General features: G+C 62.9%; 16 protein-coding genes. 9 read left to right on the forward strand and 7 right to left on the reverse strand.

Annotated elements, in window-relative coordinates; genetic code table 11:
* Positions 1-58 precede the first annotated feature (58 nt).
* The 5 genes from Pan44_RS21845 (at position 59) to Pan44_RS21865 (ending at position 8,485) form a co-directional block, all read left to right on the forward strand.
* The gene (locus Pan44_RS21845) at positions 59-3,184 is read left to right on the forward strand and encodes a PSD1 and planctomycete cytochrome C domain-containing protein (RefSeq protein ID WP_145033911.1); all 3,126 of its coding nucleotides are present in this window, start codon (positions 59-61) and stop codon (positions 3,182-3,184) included.
* 37 nt (positions 3,185-3,221) lie between these two features.
* On the forward strand, positions 3,222-3,824 hold the full coding sequence (locus tag Pan44_RS21850) for a hypothetical protein (protein ID WP_145033912.1): 603 nt from the start codon (positions 3,222-3,224) through the stop codon (positions 3,822-3,824).
* 80 nt (positions 3,825-3,904) lie between these two features.
* Positions 3,905-5,341, forward strand: coding sequence for a DUF1501 domain-containing protein (locus Pan44_RS21855; protein WP_145033913.1), 1,437 nt, complete (start codon positions 3,905-3,907; stop codon positions 5,339-5,341).
* A 77-nt stretch (positions 5,342-5,418) separates the two neighbouring features.
* Positions 5,419-6,526, forward strand: a protein-coding gene (gene prfB, locus Pan44_RS21860) for a peptide chain release factor 2 (protein ID WP_145033914.1) whose coding sequence is annotated in 2 segments (ribosomal slippage) — positions 5,419-5,487 and positions 5,489-6,526 — 1,107 coding nt in all. Because the reading frame shifts where the segments join, the coding sequence is not laid out codon by codon here.
* A 69-nt stretch (positions 6,527-6,595) separates the two neighbouring features.
* Entirely contained in the window at positions 6,596-8,485 is a 1,890-nt protein-coding gene (locus tag Pan44_RS21865; protein ID WP_145033915.1) for a CocE/NonD family hydrolase, read from the forward strand.
* Between the two features lie 234 nt (positions 8,486-8,719).
* Here the strand turns inward: Pan44_RS21865 and Pan44_RS21870 are convergent, their stop codons facing one another.
* The 3 genes from Pan44_RS21870 to Pan44_RS21880 all read right to left on the reverse strand — a co-directional run bounded on the left by Pan44_RS21870 (position 8,720) and on the right by Pan44_RS21880 (position 12,703).
* Positions 8,720-10,006: a M14 family zinc carboxypeptidase gene (locus Pan44_RS21870; RefSeq protein ID WP_145033916.1), complete on the reverse strand. Its 1,287-nt coding sequence runs from the start codon at positions 10,004-10,006 to the stop codon at positions 8,720-8,722.
* 123 nt (positions 10,007-10,129) lie between these two features.
* Positions 10,130-10,837 (reverse strand): phytanoyl-CoA dioxygenase family protein, encoded by a 708-nt coding sequence (locus Pan44_RS21875; protein WP_145033917.1) that lies wholly within the window; start codon positions 10,835-10,837, stop codon positions 10,130-10,132.
* A 90-nt stretch (positions 10,838-10,927) separates the two neighbouring features.
* Entirely contained in the window at positions 10,928-12,703 is a 1,776-nt protein-coding gene (locus Pan44_RS21880; protein WP_231754126.1) for an NADPH-dependent assimilatory sulfite reductase hemoprotein subunit, read from the reverse strand.
* Positions 12,704-13,119: 416 nt separating this feature from the next.
* On the opposite strand from Pan44_RS21880, the gene Pan44_RS21885 reads away from it, so the two are divergent.
* Together Pan44_RS21885 and Pan44_RS21890 are read left to right on the forward strand one after the other, a co-directional pair.
* The gene (locus Pan44_RS21885; protein WP_145033918.1) at positions 13,120-13,674 is read left to right on the forward strand and encodes a hypothetical protein; all 555 of its coding nucleotides are present in this window, start codon (positions 13,120-13,122) and stop codon (positions 13,672-13,674) included.
* A 109-nt stretch (positions 13,675-13,783) separates the two neighbouring features.
* Positions 13,784-14,356 carry a GNAT family N-acetyltransferase gene (locus tag Pan44_RS21890; protein ID WP_145033919.1) on the forward strand — a complete coding sequence of 191 codons (573 nt, stop codon included), beginning with the start codon at positions 13,784-13,786 and terminating at the stop codon, positions 14,354-14,356.
* A 3-nt stretch (positions 14,357-14,359) separates the two neighbouring features.
* On the opposite strand, the gene Pan44_RS21895 is transcribed toward Pan44_RS21890, so the two are convergent.
* Entirely contained in the window at positions 14,360-14,608 is a 249-nt protein-coding gene (locus Pan44_RS21895) for a hypothetical protein (RefSeq protein WP_197453551.1), read from the reverse strand.
* Positions 14,605-16,047, reverse strand: a complete 1,443-nt coding sequence (locus Pan44_RS21900) for a YeiH family protein (RefSeq protein ID WP_197453552.1) — start codon at positions 16,045-16,047, stop codon at positions 14,605-14,607. The genes Pan44_RS21895 and Pan44_RS21900 overlap by 4 nt, the downstream gene beginning before the upstream one ends.
* Positions 16,048-16,264: 217 nt before the next feature.
* On the opposite strand from Pan44_RS21900, the gene Pan44_RS21905 reads away from it, so the two are divergent.
* Entirely contained in the window at positions 16,265-17,167 is a 903-nt protein-coding gene (locus Pan44_RS21905) for a c-type cytochrome (protein WP_145033921.1), read from the forward strand.
* A 462-nt stretch (positions 17,168-17,629) separates the two neighbouring features.
* Positions 17,630-18,307 carry a hypothetical protein gene (locus Pan44_RS21910; RefSeq protein WP_145033922.1) on the forward strand — a complete coding sequence of 226 codons (678 nt, stop codon included), beginning with the start codon at positions 17,630-17,632 and terminating at the stop codon, positions 18,305-18,307.
* Positions 18,308-18,409: 102 nt separating this feature from the next.
* Here the strand turns inward: Pan44_RS21910 and ligA are convergent, their stop codons facing one another.
* Both ligA and Pan44_RS21920 read right to left on the reverse strand, forming a co-directional pair.
* Positions 18,410-20,521, reverse strand: coding sequence for an NAD-dependent DNA ligase LigA (gene ligA, locus Pan44_RS21915; RefSeq protein ID WP_145033923.1), 2,112 nt, complete (start codon positions 20,519-20,521; stop codon positions 18,410-18,412).
* A 73-nt stretch (positions 20,522-20,594) separates the two neighbouring features.
* Positions 20,595-22,001: an arylsulfatase B gene (locus Pan44_RS21920; protein WP_145033924.1), complete on the reverse strand. Its 1,407-nt coding sequence runs from the start codon at positions 21,999-22,001 to the stop codon at positions 20,595-20,597.
* Positions 22,002-22,092: the final 91 nt, after the last annotated feature.

Here is a 22,092-nt window from a genome sequence, read left to right on the forward strand (position 1 = left end):
TTTCCCTCGGTTGCAGGTTTGTTGTCGTCAACTTGTCGGACTGGTGAGGCAGGACAAGATGTTGGATCGCAGTCGCTCGCTGCTGATCGTCGCCGTGATCGCCTTCGGCAACTGGACGTCGAGCGTCCGGGCGGCCGGCGATCGTCTCGACTTCAATCGGGATGTTCGCACGATCCTGTCCGACAAGTGCTTTGCGTGTCATGGTCCCGATGAAGCGGCGCGCCAGGCCGGGCTGCGGCTCGATGTCCGCGAATCGGCATTAAAGCCGACCGAATCCGGAGCGATCGCCATCGTTCCCGAGAACGTCGACGCGAGCGTCCTGGTGAAGCGGATCTTCTCGACAGACCCGGCTGAGGTCATGCCGCCTGCCGACAGCAACCGGCAGCTTTCGGAGAGTGAGAAGGCGACGCTCAAACGCTGGATCGCCGAAGGCGCGAACTTCGCTGAGCATTGGTCATTCGTCGCTCCGACCCGCCAGCCGGTCCCGGCCACGAAAGACCTCAGCTGGCCGAAGAACGATCTCGACCGGTTCATCCTCGCGCGCCTGGAATCGGAAGGACTTCGTCCGTCCCCCGAAGCGTCACGCGAAATGCTGATCCGGCGGGTGACGTTCGACCTGACGGGACTGCCGCCGAGGCTCGAGGAGATCGACGCGTTTCTCGCGGATCAGAGTCCGGACGCGTACCAGAAAGTCGTCGATCGCCTGCTCGCGAGCCCGCAATTCGGCGAGCGGATGGCCCTCGACTGGCTCGATGCGGCGCGCTATGCGGATACCCACGGCTATCACATCGATTCCGCGCGCGACATGACGAAGTGGCGCGAGTACGTCATCAATGCTTTCAATCACAACAAGCCGTTCGACCAGTTCATCGTCGAACAGATGGCGGGCGATCTGCTTCCCCACGCGACTGTCGAGCAGAAGATTGCGAGCGGATTCAATCGCAATCACATGATCAATTTCGAGGGAGGAGCGATCCCCGACGAGTACCACAACGCCTATATCGTCGACCGGGTGAACACGTTCGGCACGGTGTTCCTGGGACTGACCGTCGGGTGCGCCCAGTGCCACGACCACAAATACGACCCACTCTCGCAAAAGGAGTACTACGGGCTGTACGCCTTCTTCCACAACGTTCCGGAAAAGGGGCTGGATGGTAAGGATGGCAACGCGGCGCCGGTCATCGCGCTGCCGACGAAGGAACAGTCGGAGAAGCTCGAACTGATCAGAAGTCGCATCGCGAAGCGCGAAGCGTCCCTGAATGAGCCCGATGCGGAACTGGATGACGCGCAGGCGAAATGGGAGCAGACATTCGCGGCGGGTGGCCCGAAGTGGTCGCTCGTTCCGGCGCAGGGCGAGGCCGCGGCGACATTGGTCTCGAACGGAGGCGCTCAAGTCGTGGCTCAGGAAGACGGTTCCTGGCGTTTCACGGGAGAGAATCCGCAACAGGATGCCTATACGTTCGAGTTCGACGGCCCGGGCAACGCGGTCACCGGAGTTCGACTCGAGGTCCTGCCCGATGACGATCTCAATGACAAAGGGCCCGGGCGATCCAGCAACGGGAACATTGTCATGACGGACGTCCGCTGCACGGTCCGATCCGGCTCGGACGCCGCAGTCCCCATCTCGTTCCGCAGCGCCTCCAGCGACTTCTCGCAGAAGGAATTCCCGGCTTCGAAGGCGATCGACGGCGATCCGAAGAGCGGCTGGGCCATCTATCCCGAAGTCGGATCGCCCCATTCAATCGCGCTGGAATTCGAGGAACCCCTGAAGTCCGCCGGGCGGGTCGAGATCGTCTTCGAATTCCATTCCCCTTTCACGCAGCATCAACCCGGACGCGTCCGCCTGTCGCTGACGGACAGCGCGGCCGTGCATGACCTGGCATCGATCCCGAGGCCGACCCGACTGATCCTGCAGAAGGCCCCCGCTGAGCGAACCGAAGCAGACAAGGCCGCGTTGCGGAACTACTACCGCAGTGAAGTCTCCCCATCGCTGAGATCCGTGGGCCAGGAACTGGCCAGGCTGCGTGACGAATCGGCCAGGATCGAGAAGGCGATTCCCACGGCGATGGTGATGGCGGAAATGCCGAAGCCGCGCGACACGTTCGTTCTTATGCGGGGCGAGTACGACAAGAAAGGGGAACGCGTCTCGGCAAAGACGCCCGCCGCATTGCCTCCCCTGGCCGACGGACTTCCAGAGAACCGGCTGGGGCTCGCCAGGTGGCTCGTCGCTGCCGAGCAGCCGTTAACGCCCCGTGTCACGGTGAATCGCTACTGGCAGATGTTCTTCGGGACTGGACTCGTCGAGACGGCTGACGACTTTGGATCCCAGGGAGCCAAGCCGACCCATCCCGAACTGCTCGATTGGCTGGCCTGGGAATTCACGCATGGTTCGGAGTCGAACCCGAATCGCGTCCCGTGGGACGTGAAAGCCTTCATTCGCGAGATCGTCACGTCAGCGACCTATCGACAGACCTCCGCCGTCACTCCGGAACTGCTGGCGAAAGACCCCGCGAACCGGCTGCTGGGGCGCGGTCCCCGCTTCCGGCTGCAGGCCGAGTTCATTCGCGACCAGGCGCTCGCAGTCAGCCGGCTGCTCTCCGATCGCATCGGTGGCGAGAGCGTGTCCCCCTATCAGCCCGCCGGCTTGTGGGAAGAATTGATGTCCCGGGAGGATGGGGATCGCTTCACGGCGCAGAAGTACGTCCAGAGCCACGGCAGTGACCTCTACCGCCGGACGATGTACACGTTCTGGAAGCGAACCTGTCCGCCGCCGACTCTGGCAACATTCGATGCCCCGGACCGGGAGACGTGCACGGTGCGCCGGGCGCGGACGAACACTCCGCTCCAGGCGCTGGTGCTGCTCAACGACCCGACTTATATCGAGGCCTCGCGCAAGCTGGCCGAACGGATCCTGACGGAGGGGGGGGAGACGGCCGATTCGAAGATTGACTTCCTCTTCCGCCTGGCAACCGCCCGCCGCCCTTCCGATCGCGAACACGCGATCCTGATGGCGCTGCTTCGCGATCAGGAGCAGAAATACCGCGAGGATCCGAAGGCGGCCGAGCAGCTGCTGGGAGTCGGGGAATCGCCCCGCAATACGACGCTCCCGGCCGACCAGGTTGCCGCGTGGACGACGATGTCCAGTGCGGTGCTGAACCTGGACGAGGCTGTTACGAGAAATTGATCGCTGTTGAGTCGATTCAGGTAACCGGACTGCGCCGATGATCGAACGGCTGACTGGAACGTGCACCGGTCGAATTCAGGATGCGATGCTGAAAGACGTCGTGCGCAGTAAGAGTCACCTGCGCGGTTTTGCACTCGATTCCAACTACGTTGCCGAGCTACGGAAATGCCATGGCGGAGTGCCGGTTCGACAGTATTTCAGTGACGGCAAGCGGCGACTCCACCGCTGCGGGCGGTTCGTGAATTTCCACACGGATGAAACGCTCTCGGGGCCCGGAACACCGTGGTTTGCCGATCCCCAAAAGGATTCGCGCCTGATCCTCAATCGGCATAACCTGGACGCGACGGCGAACACATCGGAAGGACGCGGGCCGAGACTGATGCTGTTTGCGGCCCTCTATCGCGGAGCCCACTCGCCCGATCAAATGATGTGCGACCACCTCGATTATCTCTGTTTCAATCATCGAGGCTCAGCGAAGCGCCCGTCCGTCGCCATCTGGCACAACGACCTTGGCGTCGACGAAGCGCTGCGATGCGAGAGCGAAGGCCTCGACTACCTGGACTTCGATGAGCGAAACTGTACGACGCCGGTGGCAGAGTCGTTCGAGGCATTTGCCGCGATGCTGCAGGAAACCCCCTGACCTGGTTCGGAAAATCGACTCTGTACCCGGACGCACTCCGCGAAAAAAGTCGCGTCGACCTTCAGACTTACGGTGACTCGATGACACCTTCACTTAGCCAGGCGATCGCCCGGCGGCAGTTCCTTGGGCGTACGGCCACGGGATTCGGGACAGCGGCCCTTGCATCGCTGCTCAATCCCCAGGTGTTCGCCGGTCCGGGCGCGCATTCGACGCTGCAGTTCCCGGCGAAGGCCAAGCGGGTGATTTACCTGTTCATGTCGGGCGGGCCGTCGCATATCGACCTGTTCGACTACAAGCCGAAGCTGGCCGACTACAACAACACGGAGCTTCCGGGCTCGGTGCGGATGGGGCAGCGGATCACCGGCATGACGGCGGGACAGAAGGCATTTCCGTGTGCTGCGCCGATCTTCAAGTTTGCCCAGCATGGACAGAGCGGCGCCTGGGTCAGCGAACTGCTGCCGCATACGGCGAAGATCGTCGACGATATCGCGATCATCAAGTCGATGAACACGGAGGCGATCAACCACGATCCGGCCACGACGTTTCTGCAGACGGGCTCGCAGCAGCCGGGCCGGCCGAGCTTCGGGGCCTGGTTGTCGTACGGGCTGGGCTCGGCCAACGAAAACCTTCCGGCGTTCATCGTGATGATCTCGCAGGGGAGCGGGAACAAGACCGACCAGCCGATCTTCTCGCGGCTGTGGGGGAGCGGATTCATTCCGAGCGAGCACCAGGGCGTGCGCTTTCGCTCGGGGGATGATCCGGTGCTGTACCTGTCGAATCCGCCGGGGATCGACAGCGACTCGCGGCGCCGGATGCTGGACGGCATCGGGCAGCTCAACGAGATCGCATCGCAGGCCTATGGCGATCCGGAAATCGACGCCCGCATCGCGCAGTATGAGATGGCCTACCGCATGCAGACGTCCGTCCCGGACCTGACCGACTTGTCCAGCGAATCGAAGGAAACGCTCGACATGTACGGAATCAAGGATGACGGAGTCGATGGCGGATTCGCCCGCAACTGCCTGCTGGCCCGGCGGATGGCCGAGCGCGGCGTGCGGTTCATCCAGCTGATGCATCGCGGATGGGACCAGCATTCGAGCCTGCCGAAGCAGATTCGCGGGCAGTGCAGCGACGTGGACCAGCCGGCCGCTGCGCTGATCACCGATCTCAAGCAGCGCGGGCTGCTGGATGAAACGCTCGTGATCTGGGGAGGAGAGTTCGGGCGAACCGTGTACAGCCAGGGGGCGCTGACGGCCGACAACTACGGCCGCGACCATCATGGCCGGTGTTTTACGATGTGGGCGGCCGGCGGGGGGATGAAGCCGGGCGTCAGCTGGGGAGAGACGGACGATTACTGCTACAACATCGTGAAGGATCCGGTCCACATTCACGACCTGAACGCGACGGCCCTGCGCTGCCTGGGGATCGACCACACGAAGCTGACGTACCGCTTCCAGGGCCGGGATTTCCGGCTGACCGACATCCACGGCACGGTGGTCGACGGGCTGATGGCGTGAGTGCGACCGAGGTTGCGGCGTCTTGACCGCGTCCTATACTTCGCCGACACGTTACGTCCTGCCTGGAGTTGAGAGTCATGGAGAAAGAGCTTCGCCTCGCCGCAGAAGCCTTGTGCAAGCGCATCGTCCAACTAAAGGACTCTCTTTGACTACGACGTCCGGCTGAACCGCGTCGCGGAAATTGAATCACTGATGTCGGCCCCCAACTTCTGGGACAACGCCGACAAGGCACAGGGGACCGTAGCGGAGCTGCGCGCGGCCAACTCGTTCCTCAAGCCCGTGAAGGGGCTGATGCAGCGCGGCGACGACCTGGAGGCGATGGTCGAGCTGGCCGACGAGGATGACTCGGGTGAGGCGGAAGAAGAGATTCGCGGCATGATGCCCGACATCGAGAAAGAACTCGATGCGGCCGAACTGCAAACGGCGATGGCGGCGCCGGAAGACGCCGGCAACGCTTTCATGACGATCCAGGCGGGTGAAGGCGGCACTGAATCGGCCGACTTCGCTTCGATGCTGATGCGGATGTACATCCGCTGGGCGGTGGAGCGCGGATTCGAGGCGGAGGTGCTTGACCAGTCCGACGGCGAAGAAGCTGGCATCCGCAATGCGACCCTGCATATCAAAGGGGACTACGCCTTCGGCCTGCTGAAGGGAGAAACCGGAAACCATCGGCTGATCCGCGTCAGCCCGTTCGATTCCGCCGGCCGGCGGCATACGTCGTTTGCCGCGGTCGACGTGACGCCGGACCTTGGCGACGACGCGCCGATCGAGATCGATTTCGCCCAGGACGTTCGCGAAGACGTGTTCCGCTCGAGCGGAGCTGGCGGTCAGCACGTCAACAAGACGAGTTCGGCCATCCGGCTGACGCACCTTCCGACGAACGTCGTCGTGCAGTGCCAGAACGAGCGGAGCCAGCACCAGAATCGGGCGGCCGCGCGGAAAATGCTGGCGGCCAAGCTGTACCAGATGCAGCAGGAGAAGAAGGAAGCGGACGTGGCGGCCCGCCGCGGGGCGAAGTGCAAGATCGGCTTCGGCGGTCAGACGATCCGCAACTATGTCCTGCAGCCGGAGCAGTTCGTCAAGGACACCCGCAGCGAACTGAAGACGAACAATCCGTTCGAAGTGCTCGACGGCAAGCTCGATGAATTCATCGAAGCGTTCCTGCGATGGAGCCTCGTGCAGTAGGCGGACGCCGTTGCTCGCCTGCACAGCGATGTCATGCGAGAATCCTCCGGCACCCTGCCGGAGTCTCCCATGAATTCGCTGTGTCGCCTTCTCTGCTTCGTTGTCGTTGCTTCTGCGTCTGTGTTCGCCGCATCTCCGGCCACCGCCCAGGAGGTGCGGCCGGATGGCGGCGTGCTGCTCAACGTCATGATGCCGCTGCGTGATGGCGTCAAGCTGGCGACAGACGTCTATCTCCCCAGGGCGGCCCGGGGGGAATCGCCACAGAAAGCCTCCACGATTCTGATCCGCACTCCCTACAACAAGGGGACGGGCAAATCGGCCGAAGGGAAATACTTCTCGGAGCATGGCTATGCCGTCGTCATCCAGGATACGCGCGGGCGGTATTCCTCGGAGGGAACGTGGCATTGGATGACCGATGACGGTCCGGACGGAGTCGATTGCTGCGCCTGGATTGCGAAGCAGCCGTGGTCGAACGGCCGGATCGGCATGATGGGAACCTCCTATGTTGGCGGAACCCAGCATGCCGTCGCGATGGCCGGGTCGCCCCACCTGAAGACCGTCATTCCCGTCGACGCCGTTTCCAACATGGGACGGCAGAGCATGCGGAACGCCGGCGCGTTCGAGATGCGGTTCTGGAACTGGATCATGCTCAACGCGGGGAAGGGGAGTCATGCCGCGCAGGACCCTGCGACCGCCGCCGTGCTCACCGAAATGGCCGCTGAACGGCACGAATACCTGAAGCTCCAGCCTCCCAGGCCGGGGACCACGCCACTGAAGCTGGCGCCCGAATACGAAAGCTGGCTCATCGAGGCGATGCGCCACGGGGCCAACGATTCCTTCTGGAGCCAGAACAACATCGTCGACTTCCCGGAGCAGTACTCGGAGATCCCGGTCTATCTCGTCGGCGGGTGGTACGACTCCTGGGCCGGCAATACGACGGCCAACTACATGGCCCTCAGCGGCCGGCTGAAAAGCGATGTCTATCTGATCATGGGCCCGTGGATTCACGGAGCACAGGGGAGTTCTTCGCACGGGCAGGTGTCGTTCGGCAAGGATGCGGCGATTTCCAATCCGCTGGCGTGGCGGAAGGTCTGGTTTGACCACTTCCTGAATGGCGACGACAGCGGCGTCGGCAAGGTCGATCCGTTTCAGACGAAGGTGCGGATCTTCGTCATGGGGACGGGCGACGGAACCAGGGACGAAAAGGGAAGGCTCAACCACGGCGGTTCCTGGCGGAACGAGAACGAGTGGCCGCTGGCCCGCGCCGTGGCCACCCCCTTCTACTTCAGCCCGGAAGGACGCCTGTCGACGACGAAGCCGGGCGCAGGCGAGTCGGCGACCTCGTTCACCTTCGATCCGAAGGACCCGGTCCCGACGATCGGGGGCAACATCTCATCGCAGAACGACATCATGCTGCAGGGGGCCTGGGACCAGAAAGGGGGGCCGCATGTCTGGAACTGGCTGAAGCTGATTCCGTTGTCCGCACGGAACGACATCCTCGTGTTCCAGACGGAACCGCTCGCGGCCGACACCGAGGTCACCGGCGAGATCGAAGTGAAGCTGTGGATCTCGTCGACGGCCGTCGACACCGATTTCACGGCCAAGCTGATCGACGTCTATCCGCCGAGCGCCGATTCTCCCGGCGGATTCGACATGAACATCGGGGACGGCATCGTCCGGGCGCGGTTCCGGGATTCTCTGAAGGAGGAGAGGCTCATGGAGCCGGGAACGGTCTATCCGGTGACCGTGAAGCTCTATCCGACGTCGAATGTGTTCAAGAAGGGGCACCGGATCCGGGTCGACGTTTCGAGCAGTAACTTTCCCCGGTTTGATGTGAACCCGAATACGGGCGAGCCGCTGGCGCAGAATCGGCGGATCGAGACCTGCGTGAATACGGTCTACCACGATGCCGGGCGGCCTTCGCAGATCGTGCTGCCGGTCATTCCGGGTTCGCGCTGAGCATTGAGGAGTCGAACCGCCGGGCGGTGAGCGAATCGCCTTGCGGGCCCCGGAATCGCGTCGGAGGCAGCACCCATCGACACGGGCTTTGCCTCGCCGCGCGAGATCGCGCTTCGCACACGCTCCCCGGCGAGGCGCCACACGTGCGCCTTAAGACTCGCCGACAACATTGCCATCACGTTGCGGAGCTTGCAGCTTCCCTCGTCGACTCGAGGGAATGGGGCTTTCAGAGTCCTACGGCTTCACTGTCGCGAAGTAGTCGTCGAAGACCGAGACGAGATTCGCCCCGTAGTCCTGCCAGTGCGTGCGTGAGGGGAAGTCCTGCTTTCCCTCCAGCCAGTTGCAGTTGAGCTCGTGGACGGCGCCATCGATGCCGTACCGCGTCAGCCAGCCAGCCCCCAGCGTCCCACCCCCGCCGGGACTGATCGAGGTTCCTTCCCGGAACCAGGTGCGCGCCCGCAGCAACTCTTCCAGGATCTTCATGCGGTCGTAATGCCGTTCCCCGTCCGGGCCGGGCGGGCGGTTGATGTGCAGCTTGCCGTTGCCGTCGTTGTGAAGCTCCAGGGCGAGGTGCGGTTTCCGCCCGGCCGCGATCTGCGCTTCGAGCCACTTCTCGAGAGCATGATTCTCAGGTGCCAGTTCCCGATCGGCGGGAACGTCCCAGTTGCGGTTCAGGTCGCGTCCCCGCAGGTTGAACCGACTGCGTCCGCGGACAACTCCGTCCTTGTTGGCCATCGGCAGGAAGTAGACGCAGTATCGCTCGAGCGCCTTCTGTGCGACTTCGTCGCCGCTCAACAGTTGATTGACGAGGCCCTGCAGGACCCAGTTGCCTCCCGATTCCCACGGATGAGCGCGGGCCCGGAGGAAGACGCGGTAAGGTGCCGTCTCCTTGCCGATCCGGACGATCTCGAGGTCGCGACCTTCGACCGTTTCACCGATGAGTTTGATGTCGATGAGCGATGCGTCGCCATGATTGCGCAGCTGGACGAGCATCCGGTCGAGATGCCGGAGGAGATAGGGCTGGACTCGGGCGATCGTGAGCACGGGGCCTGTCATTTCCACGGTCAGCCGCGACCGGTTCTCCGCGGCCAACTGCTGGATCGGAACCGGTTCCCAGCTGTCGTCATCCAGGTCGTCCGGGGAAACGAACGCGAGTTTCAGCTCCCTCGAGACGGGCGATTTCATCCGGTTCCACACATTGTCCAGGTTGTCGAACTCGAGCGTGAGCTTTGAGCCCGGCCTGGCGTGGATCTTGAAATGGAAGTGGAGGTTGGCGCGGTTGGGCGCATCGCGTTCGTGGTCGTACAGCAGGTGCACCTTGATGACATTGTCGGGCTCGACCTCGTACCACAGCGGGGAGGCGTTCTCGAAGCCCGTGTCGATGTACTGGAGGTCCGTTGCGACGTCCGGGACACGATTCGGATTCGGTGAAGCGGCCTTGTCCTGCTGTGCCCGAGCCATCCTCGGCGACAGGAGGAGCAGTGCGATCAACAGCAGGCGCGCAGAGTCGAGGTGGGCCACGAGGGAGTTCCGGTCGCAGTGGGACGGTCTGCCAGTGAGTGCGTGCAGATTACCGGAGCGGGGCCGACGATGCAGGTTTGGAAGGTCTTCGGGAACCAGGTCCGAAGGACCTCCTCTCGCAGGTCAGTCGCACCATTCCAGACCGGCGGGGAGTTCTTCAGCGCAGAATTCGAGGTGCAGCACACGGCGATGGCTTGGCTTCAGCGCCCGATGGGACGAGTGGACGAGCAACGGACGCATCAGGAGGGCGTCGCCGCGGTGGGCATGGATCTCGCTCGCCTCGGCGTCATTGGCACGCTCGACAATCGATTCCCACGAGAGCGACGGCCATTCGTGCGATCCGGGAATGACGGACAGGGGCCCATCATCGGCGAGGCAGTCGTCCAGGTGGATGCGCGCCGTCACCATTTTCTGAAGGAGCTCGAAGGGAGGCTCGACGTACCAGCCTTCTCCTTTTTCACGCCAGCCGTTGAAGCCCGGAACATCCCCTTTGTTCTTCACCGCAATGTTGAGATCGCGGTGCCACGGAACGCCCCAGTTATTGTCCGGAGTTTTGTCGAGCAGCAGGCTGCGGACCAGCCGGGCCTCCCGCCCGAGCAGCGGCCGGATCAGCCGGGGCAGAATCGATTCCCGGATGCATGCCGCAATGTAGGGGCACTGGGCCACGATTCCCCGCATCGCGTAGGGCTCGCCGTGGCGGCTGACGAGTCCCTCCGGAGCGCTCTCCATCCGCCGGGAAGCCGCACGAAGCCACTCGCTGATCGGCGCATCGCCAACCGCTCCCTTCGCAAGATGGTAACCGTTTCGTTGGAATTCCGGCGTATTCGTCATTCGGCAGCGATCGGAGACGAGCGTGTTCCGTGAAGGGCGATCCTGCGACCGCCCTTCATCGTTGGCCAGGAGGTTGAGGTCTGAGAAGTTCTACGCCGAAGCCAGTCCTTCTTTGCCAAGCCGGTGACAGAAGTCGCCGAAGCATTCCCCGGCCTGTCGCTCGTTGCGGTAGCGGGAGAAGATCGGGGCGAGCCGAGTCGCGATTTCCTCCTGCGGGACCATGTCCTGCCAGAGGAAACCGATCCGCGTGCAGTTCGTGTTGCCGCCGAGGTAGATCGTGTACTTATTCCGGGCCTTGCCGACGAGGCCGACATCGGGCGAATAGGGACGGGCACAGCCGTTGGGGCAGCCCGTCATGTGAACCGCAATCCGGTCTCCCAGAAGGTCGTTCTGGGCCAGAACGTTTTCAATGGCGTCCATCACCGAGGGCATCGCCCGTTCGGCTTCGGTGACGGCGAGGCCGCACGTCGGATAGGCCGGGCAGGCGATCGAGAGCCGGCGGGGAATTGACCATTCCTCGGCGCTCCGGATCCCGTGTTCCGCCAGCATGCGGTTGATGTTTTCCTTTTCCGAAGGATCGATGTCGCAGAGGATGAAGCCCTGCAGCGCCGTGTTGCGGCAGTCCATCCCATACTTGCGAAGGACGGCGCGAAGGCCGGTTTTCAGACGCAGGTCGCCCTCATCCTTGAGCCGGCCGTTGTCGACGTTAATCCCGAGGAACAGCTTGCCGTCGCCCTGTTCGTGCCAGCCGATATGGTCGTCGCAGCCGGTGACGTCGGTCGGGTGCAGGTCGGCGAGAGGGAAGCCACAGTAGAGTTCCGTCTGCTTCCGGAACCACTCAACGCCCTTCGCGGCGACGAGGTACTTCATGCGGGCCTGCTTGCGGTCCTCACGATTGCCGTTGTCCCGCTGCACCTTCACGATCGCTTCGGCCACCTGGATGACCTGGTCGGGCGTGCAGAAGGCCATCCGCTTGGCGACGGCCGGGAACGTCTTCTTGTTGGCGGGCGTCATGCCCATGCTGCCGCCGACAAGAATGTTGTACCCGATGATCTGGTCGTTCTCGACAACCGCCAGGAAGCCGAGGTCCTGGGCATAGACGTCGATGCAGCTGTCTTCCGGAAGTGAGATGCCGATCTTGAACTTCCGCGGCAGGTACACCTTGCCGTAGATCGGCTCTTCATCAACGTGTTCCGGGCCCGTCGGCACGGTGCACAGGTATTCGTGCACCTTCTCGGCGTCCTGCTCTTCGCCGTCCTGCGGCTTGAGCCAGATTTCATAGTAGGCCGAGGTGCGCGGGCGGAGATGGTTCGCCAACCGGTTCGCCAGGTCCTGCATCTCCTGGTGAACCTTGTTGTTCTTGTACGGCGCGGGGCAGCACATGACGTTGCGGTTCACGTCGCCGCAGGCGCCGAGCGTCGTCAGCTTCGCGTCGTTGATCCCTTTGATCGCCGAGCGGAGGTCTTTCTTGAGGACGCCGTGGAGCTGGAAGCCCTGGCGGTCTGTGATGCGGAGGGTTCCGTTTCCGAATTCCTCGCAGAGATCGAGTTCGGTCAGCACCTGCTGTGCGGTGAGGCGTCCGCCCGGGATGCGGGAGCGGACCATGAACATGTAATGCTTGCCGTCGGACCCGCGGAAATCACGGTCGTCCTGCTGATAGGAACCGTGGTGCTTGAGAACGTTGCAGTTGTCCTCGCACATGGCGACGAACTGCGGCGACAGCTCCTCGACGATCGTGCCCCGCAGCGCGTGGCTGCCTTCCTTCAGGATTTCGACTTTGCTGACTTTGACTTCTTCAGACATCGGAGCATTCCGGAGCGGCGATTCCGCCGTCCGTTCGGGAGCATTGACTGACGTAGTGGACATGATGGGGAATTGTATGGAGATGGCCGGTCATCCGCATCGTCGAATCGCGAACGTGTTGCAGGCCGGAGGAGAGTTTCTCGGAAGTGGTTGCGGCGGGGGCTGGATGCAGGCCAGGTGGCGGGCGGGAAAATGGTCCAGGGGCGGCGACGGCAGGCCCCCGGAGCAGTGCGGTGAGGCGGGCGGACGAATCGTTGCTACTGGAACAATCAGCTCGCGACTGTCAACCCAACCTCGCTAGACTACTCACTTTTTGCGTGACTGGCACCTCTTCAGCAGCTAGAGTTCTTTTCAACGACACGGCGGAAACGCGCCATGTTCGGACTCGACCCTTTGGGGGGTCATCGTTTTTGGGTGGGCTGAGATGCCCGTCGCTGGCGGTCGGAGTCGCCGGCGTCTGCACTTTGGAGGATTTGAGAATGCGGAAGTCCCTTTTTGTCCTGATGACCGGCCTCACGCTGGTCGCGAATGTCGCGAACGGCGGCCTGTTCAACCTGCGGGCCCGTCTCGTGGGGCGGACGGAAGTTGAAAACGCCGATCCCGCATCGGATGTCCTGCGGGTCACCGAGGGCTATCGCGGTCGCATCGCCTATGAACCGCAGCCCACGCCGGCCGACCTGCCGCCGATGGCTTCGCCCACGCCGATGCCGGCGCCCATCATCATCGCGCCGCAGTCGACTCCCGAGGACGTTGCCGTTCCCGTGCAGACCCTGCACATCGCCCCGGCCGTGTACCACAACGTGAAGGTCCGCCAGGGCTGGAAGGCTCATCCCTGTGCCGTGCCGATGCAGGTGGCCGTTGCCGACCCCTGCAACCCCTGCTGCCAGGTGTGCGTCGAGATCTGCGTTCCGCCCTGTGCGGTCGCTGACATCCGTTGCACCCGTCGCGGAAACGGCGTGGTTTACGACTTCGGAAAGTACGAAGTCGAGATCAAGCAGCGCGGTGAACTGCTGGTCGTTGATTACGACCGCTAAGTGACTGCGTCCGGGCGTTGTCGAACGCTCGCTCGATTGAACATGAGGCCGCACCGGTCAGACTGGTGCGGCCTTTTTTCGTTTTCCGGTGGCAGGCGTAAGGCGAGTTATGAATTGGCGACACGATGACTGGGGGGGCGACCTGCCCGTAGTGGCCGCTGAACGCGTCGTGCTCCGCCCGCTCTCCGAAGGGGATACGGATTCGCTCTTCGAACTGTTCTCCGACCGCGAAGTGATGCGGTTCTGGAGTTCACTGCCCATGTCGTCGCGGGATGACGCGGTCGCCCTGCTCCAGGAGATCCGTGACCATTTCGCCGCCCGACGCCTGTTCCAGTGGGGGATTGCGGACCGCGTGTCCAATCAGGTTGTCGGGACATGCACGCTGCTGAATCTCGACTACGCCAACCTGCGGGCGGAAATCGGGTTCGCCCTGAATCGCCGCTACTGGGGGACAGGACTGGCGCGCGAGGGCGTGTCGGCCCTCGTGGCGTTCGCGTTTGACACGCTTGGGCTTGAGCGGATTGAAGCCGACACCGATCCGCGAAATGAGCGTTGCCGACGCCTGTTAACCCGGCTCGGATTTCGTGAAGAGGGCCTGCTCCGCGAGCGCTGGCGCGTTGGCGGCGAAGTGCAGGACTCGCTGATCCTGGGCCTGTTGAAGTCGGAGTGGACGACAGACTGACGGTTATTTCGCTCGCGATGCTCTTGTCTGTTCGTTCAAACGCTGGAGGATGGGCTCCATCGCTTCCACCTCGGTGTAGTATCGGGCGCTGGGGTCGATCCGCTTGGCGCGAAGCCAGTCGATGTAGGCGCTCTGGCTCGGCAACGAGGAAAGCCAGGGGAGCACGACGAGCCAGACGAGACCGATCGCGAGGCCACTGGTGAGCAGGGCGAGGCCGCCGCGGGACTGCTTGAGAGGGGCCGCGGAATTCATGGCGTCGGCAGGTCCTCGCGGAAGATCACGCGGAACATGAGCCAGGCCATCGCAAGCGTCAGGCAGAGGTTGAGTGTCTGGCCGACGACGTAGAGCGTGAGCGCCTTTCCACCCTTGAGATAGGGAGCCAGTTCGCGGAAGTTCGTTTCTAGGCCAATGCTCACGAAGGCCAGGCAGAACAGCCAGCTTCGCAGCGGGATCGTGGTCCCTTTGGTCATGGCGCCAATCAATTCGGGGCCGCCTGTGAGCGTGCTGAAGAGGACTGAAAAGACGACCGAAGCCAGAAAGAAGCCGATGATGAAGCGGGGAAACCGTTTCCAGATTTCGCCGACGCCGAGCCGCTGCCCCCCTGGATTTCGCTCAACAAACGTGACCCAGTAGACCGAGACGCCAAAGGCGATGACTCCGATCAGGATATTCTGGATCATCTTGACCGTGGTCGCAGTTTCGAGGGCCTGTGTGCCGACGAGCGCACCCGCCGCAGCCACGGCGCCGGTGGAGTCGATCGTTCCGCCAAGCCAGGCGCCCGCGAGGGTCTGATCCATGTTCACGGCGTTAATGATGGCTGGCATCACCACCATCATCCCGACGGTGAAAATCAGGGAGAGGCCGATCGCCAGCGAGAGTTCTTCCTTCTTCGCCTTACAGGCGGCGGCCGTGGCGATCGCCGCGGAGACGCCGCAGACCGACATGTCGGCCGAAATCACCATGTTCAGCGAGCGCGACTCGATCTTGAGAATCCGCTGTCCGAAGATGTAGGTGGCGATCAGGGTGATCGGCGTGCAGACCCATGACACGAACACTCCCGGAGCCCCCAGTGCGAGCAGCCGGCTCATGAGAACTTCGGCCCCAAGGAGCACGAGGCCCGTCTTGATGTAGAACTCGGTTGCCACCGCTGGACGCAGCCAGTCGGGAGTTCCGATGGTGTTGCAGATCACCAGTCCCACCAGCAGGGCCCAGAGAGCGTATTCGAGATTGTACGCCTTGATCAGGCTTTGCCCCGCGAGAACGAACGACAGGGCAGCCAGCAGGAAGACGACGGGGAATGCTCTCAGAAACTTTTCGCCCTCTCCGCGGCGAACCTGCATGGCGATGCCGAAGACGATTCCGATTGCGAAGAATGCCCCGAGCATGCCGGGGAGAACGTTCATGGCCGGAGATTTCTCGGTGGCCGGCTTGATGAAGGCGTCGATAGGGTTCGACGTCCACGAGCCGGGAAACGCAAGCCACCTCGAGAGAGGGCTGGAGACCTTCACCGTTTCACCGGCCGAGATTTTCTCAGCGAGGTCGGCCGGCTTCGCCATCCAGACCGCGAGAAACGCAACCGCGAGGAAAAACGCTCCGCAGTAGATCGACCACCAGTCTTCGTGGGTCCGCATACTGGGGGTTGACGGGACGATTTCCGGAACAGGCGCGGACGGTTCGGCAGTCGGCATCATTTCGACCGGAGAGATTTGTGGAAGGCGGGGACCGCCAAGGGGGGACAGTTACCATAGCTGGACCTGCCTGGCATGACTAACGCGTTCCAAAGTTGAGACGCGCAGAACCGTCAGCATGGGCGCGTCGTCTGTGGGGCATCGACGGTCGCAGGCCAAATCACGAGAGGCGTCTACGATCAATGTTTCGTAGCCCGCGTTGTTTCGCCTTCAGGAAGCGATGTCGAACTCCCATATCTCACGAGCGTGCCTGGCGGCCGTGCTGTTCACAGCAGGCCTGTGCACGGCGATTCCGCTCAGCCATGTGAGGAGTGCGAACGCGCCGTCGACGCGGAGAATTCCTGAAGGGCCGCTTGGAGAAACGATCCAACTCGGCCGGACACTCGTCGAAAAGACCGCGACTCACGACCTGACGAAGGCGTTTGTCGGGAATGATCTGAACTGTACCTCGTGTCACCTGGACAACGGCGAGCATCCGACGGCCGGAACGTTCCTCAAGACGGCAACCGCCTATCCGGCCTGGTCCCCCCGCGAGAACCGGGTGATTACCCTCGAAGACCGGGTGCTGAACTGCTTCATGCGCAGCTGCAACGGAATCCGTCCTCCACTTGGGAGCAAGCCCTCGGTCGCGATCACGGCCTACATCACCTGGCTGTCCACCGGTGAATCGATCGCAATGAATGCCAGGAGTCCACATGGCCCGCTTGCGGTCCCGGCTCTGAAGATTGACCCCTCAACGGCCGATCGCGCCCGTGGCAGGCAGCTGTATGTGGACAAGTGCGCGGATTGCCACTCCGCCGACGGAGCGGGGCATGATGGCAATCCGCCCGTGTGGGGCCCGCGGTCGTACAACAGCGGAGCGGGACTGGCGAAAGACCACAATCTCGCCAACTGGCTCAAGGTGGCCATGCCGCTCGACGATGCCACGCTGGAGGACAAGGACGCCCTCGACATCGCGGCCTACGTGAACTCGCACCCGCGCCCGACGTTCGTGCTTCACGAGCATCTGCCCGAAGAGTCGCGGCGCGGCGAGTACAACTCGGAGAGTGTTCCAGCAGGATCCGGGAATGATGTGAAGGTCGCTCCCGGCGGCGCGCCCGGAGAAAGTCCCCTTCGGGATTAATGTCGAGACGCTGAGGCGGAGCCTTCTTCACGGATCGCGGGCAGAGATTCTTTGCAGACGGCGGGAACGAACGACTGCGCGGGTGCACAGAGGTTGACCGTTCGCCGGGGGCGGGCAGCTGATGGATCGGTCGGGCGAGTCTCAAGGCGCGCGCGTCCCGGAACGGGCATCGGGGCCCAATCGATGGCGTTGGCCCCCCGTCACCCTCGATTCCCGTCGACGCGTCGGTCAGAATTGAACCAAGTGCGGCCGCGGGTCCTTGCTCTCTGATATGAGGTCCTAGCTCTCTCTCTCCAACTTGAGGTGCTCGTCATGTTGCGACCAATTCTTAGAACGGTCTCTCTCGGCGTCGCGGTGGCCTTTTCTGCAAGTCTTGTCTCGGCCGTCGATTCACCAGGGGCTGCCACGACGAATGTTGTGAATGCCTCGGCATCGAAGACAGCCCTCCGGTCCGGTCGAGTCATGCTCGTGAATGGAGCGGTCACTGGCACGATCCAGTCGATTGACTCCGGCGGCGCCGTCCGGGTGCTGTCCGACATCACGGTTTCGTTCTATCGCAACGGGTCTCTCTCGGCGCAAGCTCTTCCCGCCCCGGATGGAACATTTACTGCCCGCCTGTCACCCGGCTCCTATACTCTGGTGGCCTATGGACCGGGAGGATATTGCACTTACGGTCTTGAAGCGGTGGGGAATCCCAATGACCTCACCGCCGCCAGCCAGATCGAATCGCTGGCGATTCCGCCATCGGATTTCGGCGCCGCGCACTCCATCGCGAGACGCTATGCAGGGCGGTCGTCGGTGGGGCCCGTGCCAACGGTCGCCGACACCTCTCTGGTTCAGCAGGGCACGCAGGCTGAAGGCCCGGAAACCAGCCTGAAGCATCACACCGTGACCATCGAACCCGATGGCGGCGTTCCCGGTCGACTCAACCTGTCAAAGTCCGGGAACAAGACCCCCATGACCGCTTTTCTGGTCAGGGACGGCGCGATTGTGAAACAGACATCCGTCAGCTCCGACGGATCGTTCCGGTTCCTGAACGTCTCTCCCGGAAACTACTCATTTGTGACAGCCGGGGCTGCCGGCTTTTCGGCGTACTCGGTGGTCGTCGGCGGCCCATTGGCCCTGCACGCGACACGTTGAGCCACGCCGCACGAAAGGTGGACCCGATCGGACCGCGCGAGATGCCGCGGTCCGATCGACCTCCTGGGCGATCAGCATTCCCTCCAGCGGCGTCCCGGGAAGTCAGCTCCGGCCGATTCGCTTGAGGAACTCATCCTCGTCGATCACTTCGACCCCCAGCGTTCTGGCCTTTTCCAGCTTCGACCCCGCCTCTTCGCCGGCGACCAGGAAGGCCGTTTTCTTCGAGACGCTGCTCGACGCTTTGCCGCCGAGATCGCGGATCATGCTTTCGATCTCGTCGCGTTTGTGCTTCGCGAGCGTTCCCGTGACGACGATCGACATGCCGGTGAGCGGCTTGTCGGCGGTCGGACCGGTCAACGCGCTGGCCAATGCCGCGGCTGTTGCTTTCCGGGCCTGGCGCTCTTCTTCGGGACGCGCCTCTCCGAAGTTCAGTCCGAGCTCCTTCAGCTCCTGAACAATGCGCTCGCCCGACTCCGAGTGAAAAAAGTCGAAGATGGCCCTGGCGATCACGCTGCCGACGTCGGGGGTCTCTGCCAGTTCCTCCAGAGGCTGCCGCGCGATCGAGTCGATTGACCCGAATTCCTGTTCGAGCGCGCGAGCCGTGCTGACGCCGACATGGCGGATGTTGAGAGCAGTCAGCAGTCGCCACACCGGCCGGCTGCGGGAAATCTCGATGCCTTCGAGGAGCTTCTCGACGGATTTCTCGCCGAGTCGTTCGAGCTCGAGTAGTCGCTCGCGTTTGTCCTTGAGTCGATAGACATCGGAAAGACTGGTCAGCAGCCCTTCCGCCGTCAGCTGTTCGACAAGTTTTTCGCCCATGCCGGAGATGTCCATCGCCTGTCGCGAGGCGAAGAAACGGAGCGTTTCCCGCAACCGGGCGGGGCAATCGGGATTGATGCAGCGGACGTACACGCCTCCTTCGTCCCGGGCGACGTCGCCGCCGCACTCGGGGCACTTCTCGGGAAACTGGAACTCGACTTCGTCCCCCGTGCGGCGTTCGAGTTCGACGCGGACCACGTGCGGAATCACTTTGCCGGCCTTCTCGACGACGACCCAGTCGCCAATGCGCACGCCCAGTCGCTCCAGTTCGTCGCGGTTATGAAGGCTCGAGCGTGAGACCGTGGTCCCTGCAATCTCGACGGGCGCCAGGTTGGCCACGGGCGTGAGCGCCCCGGTCTTTCCGACCTGCACATCAATCGAGAGGACCTGCGTCACCGCTTCATACTTCTCCCACTTGTAGGCGACGACCCAGCGGGGGCTCTTGGAGGTGGTCCCCAGGGTTTCACGAAGAGTCAGCTGGTCGACCTTGATCACCAGACCGTCGACTTCGAAATCGAGATCGTGAAGCCCCTCCATGAGCTGGCCGCACCATTCGAGCGTCGCATCAACGCCCGTCCGGCGTTCGACGCGTGGCGTGGTCGGGACGGCGCACGCCCGGAGAGCTTCCAGAAACTGCAGATGGGTGTCGAACTCGATCCCTGCTCGATCGCCGATTCCATGTGCAAAGAACCGCAGCTTTCGGCGCTGCGATTCGACAGGGTCGAGCAGCTTCAGCGCTCCGGCTGCGGCGTTTCGTGAATTCGCGAACGGAGATTCGCCCCGTTCCTGCTGCTGACTGCGGAGGAGTGCGAAATCGCGATTGGCAATGAAAATCTCACCCCGAATCTCGATGTGCTCGGCTTCTGACAGTGCTGTGGCGATTGTCTTCGCGTCGTGATGGGCCTGATCATCGACAACCAGGCGATCCGGGACGCTCCGCATCGGGCGGATGTTGTGCGTGACATCATCCCCCTGCCTGCCATCGCCCCGCGTGACCGCCTGCACCAGCCGTCCCTTTTCATAGACGAGCGCGACGGCGACGCCATCGATCTTGTATTCGACGGTGTAGTCCACGCTCTCGACGCCCAGTGCCTTGCGGACCCGCTGGTCGAACTCGCGGACTCCGGCCTCATCGTAGGAGTTGTCGATCGACAGCATCGGGATGCGATGCTGCACTGTCGTGAATCCGGCAATCGGTGCGCCGCCAACTTTGTGCGTCGGGCTGTCGGGCGAATCGAGCTCGGGATGCTCCTGCTCGAGCTGTTGCAGCCGCTTGAGCAACAGATCGAAATCGAGGTCCGTAATCTCCGGAGCGGCCTCGATGAAGTACAGGCGATTGTGCCGGTCGATTTCGCGGCGCAGGCGATCGACTTCGTTCGCCGGAGATTCGGACATGGCGGGCGGTGCAGCGAGAAACGTTCCCGGCCTGACGCAGGCCGGGCATTGCATTGATGAGGAACGTCCGGGATTACTGTCCCGCTTCGCCCCAGACCTTGGGGACCTGGAAACCCGCCGGCTTGGGCTCGTTCTTCGGAGGAACGGCCTCGGCCGCGAGAACGTCGTAACGGGCCTTCAGTTCCTTCACCTTGTCCGGATGCGATTCGGCCAGGTTGTTCTTCTCGCTGCGATCCTCGGCGATGTTGAACAACTCCATCCGTTCGCCCATGCGCTGGCGCCGGCGGATCGGCGCACCGCTCGTTTCCACGTTGTCGACGGGGGCGTTTCCGTTCAGGATCAGCTTCCAGTCACCGATCCGGATCGCCCCTGTCGTCGGCGTCGTGTTGTGGAGGATTTCCGTCCGCGTTGACTTGGCGCCCTGAGTGATGGCAGCCCATGCATCACGGCCGTCGAGCGGAGTCTTCTGTTCGAGAGATGCCCCGGCAAGCGTCAGCAGCGTCGGGTAAATGTCGACAATATGCAGCGGTTCGTTCACGACCGTCCCGGCTTTGATCTTTCCCGGCCAGTGGGCCAGCGCACAGACGCGGACGCCCCCCTCGTACAGCGAGCCTTTGCCGGCGCGGAGCGTTCCGTTCGTCGCGCCCAGGCCGAGCGGCCCGCCGTTGTCGCTGGAGAACACGATCAGCGTCTTGTCGCGGATCTGCTCGTCGTCGAGGGCTTTCACGATGCGCCCGACCTGGTCATCCAGGCACGACATCATCGCGCAGTAGGCGCGGCGCTTCTTGTCCTGAATGTGGGCGTACTTTTCGAGATCCTTCTCCAGCGCCTGAAGCGGCGAGTGAACGGCGTTGAAGGGGACATACAGGAACAGCGGCTTCGATTTCTCCCGTTCCTTGATGCGGCGGACCGCTTCGTCGCCGATCAGGACCGTGCTGTACCCTTCATCGCGATTGACCTTGTCGTCTTTGTGCCAGTCGTGACCGCCGTCGCGATCATGCGTGAAGTAGTCGAGCGCGCCGTTGTAGTGGCCATACTGGTGCTGGAAACCGCGTTTCGTCGGCTGGTACTCCGGTTTGAAGTGGCCGAGGTGCCATTTGCCGGAGATTGCCGTCTCGTAGCCGGCTTCAGCCAGGGCCGCCGGAAGTGTGCGTTCATCGAGAGGAAGTCCGTGTGCGGCCCACGGACGCACCACGCCAACCTGCAGGCCGTGCCGCATCGGGTAACGCCCCGTCATGAGTGCGGCCCGGGTGGGCGAGCAGACGGGCTGGACGTAAAACGCCTCGAGCTTGGCGCCGTTGTTGGCAAGGCGGTCCAGGTGCGGCGTCTTGATCTCATCCCCGTGCCACCCGACGTCGGTGTAACCAAGGTCATCGGCGAGGATGTAGATGAAGTTGGGCTTGCTGGTTTCTGCTGCGCCGAGAAGCGAACTCTGGACGAGGACAATCGCAGCAAGAAGCCGGGTGAGCAGGCGAGCCATCTTGAAACCTTTTGGCGCGGAGTTGCGAGCGGATACGTGTCAGTCTCGCGGAAACCGCGCGCCTTGCAACCGATGCGCAAGGCAGAAGCCG

The sequence above is a fragment of the Caulifigura coniformis genome (assembly GCF_007745175.1).
Taxonomy (GTDB): Bacteria; Planctomycetota; Planctomycetia; order Planctomycetales; family Planctomycetaceae; genus Caulifigura; species Caulifigura coniformis.